Below are 1,482 nucleotides of genomic sequence, written 5' to 3' on the forward strand. Positions count from 1 at the left end.
TGTTATTCCCAAGTAGAAATGTCCTACCTAATAACCAAATAGAAATGTCCTATATGGACATTTCCAAGTCAAGCACAGGATTTAGATTTCGTTGTTCAATCGCTGTTTTCTGTGCACGTCTGCTTGGCATCTTTTGAGAACGATTACGTTTGTTTTGCTGTTCCAGTTCTTCATGCTGTTGTTGGATATGATTCAGAACAGCACTCAACCGTTTATTCTCAACAATCTCTCGCTGATTCAGCTGACTTAATTTATCGAAGAGGCTGTAATTGATCTTTCGGCCATCATGCATGAGGGCTACAGTACCATCCGGGTATTCCAGGAACTCAAGATACTTACCGATCAACCTTTGATTTTCTTCGGTGTTTTCCAGGAGATATACGCATTTATCATAAGTAATCGTCAGGCTATTGGTGACTCTGCGGGGTTCACGCCAAGTAAAAATATCATCTAATTCTTCGGCTGTTTCAGTGATAGGCCGATGTAGATTCTTAGGATTAAAAGCCATCTTGGCGAACTTCTGATTGAACTGCTCAATGAAGCAGGGTAGCCAGGCATTAGCTTGCTCAATCGAACAGATGCCTTCCAAGCGCATTTCTTTGATCAGACGGTCCTGAAGCGTTCTATTCGCCCGTTCTACACGGCCTTTGGCCTGTGGTGAATTGGCGAAGATGATATCGATATTGAGGGTGCTGAGTACACGTCCAAACTGGGTAATCTTGGTGTCTTTCTTGCTGCTTTGATTCACTCTAAAGACTGAATGTTTGTCGCTGTAAAACGCTAAAGGCTTACCGTGCTGTTCGACATATAAACGTGTTGAAATCATATAGTCAAAGGTTGATTCTGATTCACAGAAGCGTAAATGCTGCAATTTTCCTGTCGCATCATCGATAAACACCAGCAAACAGCACTTAGCAGCGCGTCCTTCAAACCAGTCATGGTGTGAGCCATCAATTTGGATCAGTTCACCAAAGCAATCCCGGTTGTAACGAGGCTGATACGGGCGTTTCAGGCGCTTGGCGCGAGGAATCCACAGATCTGCTGCAATCATCCAGGAACGCAGTGTTTCAACTGAAATATCAAAGCCATGAACGGTGGTGAGCTTTTCATGCGCTAAAGTGGGTCCGAAACCATGGAATTGTTCAGCGACCAGATTGAGGCACTTGAGTCTGAGCTCTTCAGGAAGCCTGGAATTGCTGATTTGGCCACGTGCAGCATGGGCTAATGCAGTTGGACCTTGAGTTTTGTATTTTTGCAATAAACGTCTGATCTGACGTTCTGAAATATGAAGTAGCTGAGCAGCCTGGGGCTGGGTTATGCGTTGATCACAGATTTCTTGCAAGACCGACAATCGTTTAAGTTCTTTATCCGACATAGACACCAACATATCAAACCGTCCGCTAAGAAAATTGCAACAGCGCATATTCTAAAAGCGGACATTTTTACTTTGGAGAAACCGGACATTTCTATTTTGGAGTTACA

Annotated in this window: 1 protein-coding gene; it reads right to left on the reverse strand. The window is 43.8% G+C overall.

Going from position 1 to position 1,482, the window contains the following annotated elements; all coding sequences use genetic code 11:
• Positions 1–49: 49 nt before the first annotated feature.
• Positions 50–1,375, reverse strand: coding sequence for an ISNCY family transposase (locus FTU71_RS14465; protein ID WP_096902756.1), 1,326 nt, complete (start codon positions 1,373–1,375; stop codon positions 50–52).
• Positions 1,376–1,482: the final 107 nt, after the last annotated feature.

This window comes from Acinetobacter sp. YH12136, from assembly GCF_013418545.1.
In the GTDB taxonomy this organism is placed as follows: domain Bacteria; phylum Pseudomonadota; class Gammaproteobacteria; order Pseudomonadales; family Moraxellaceae; genus Acinetobacter; species Acinetobacter towneri.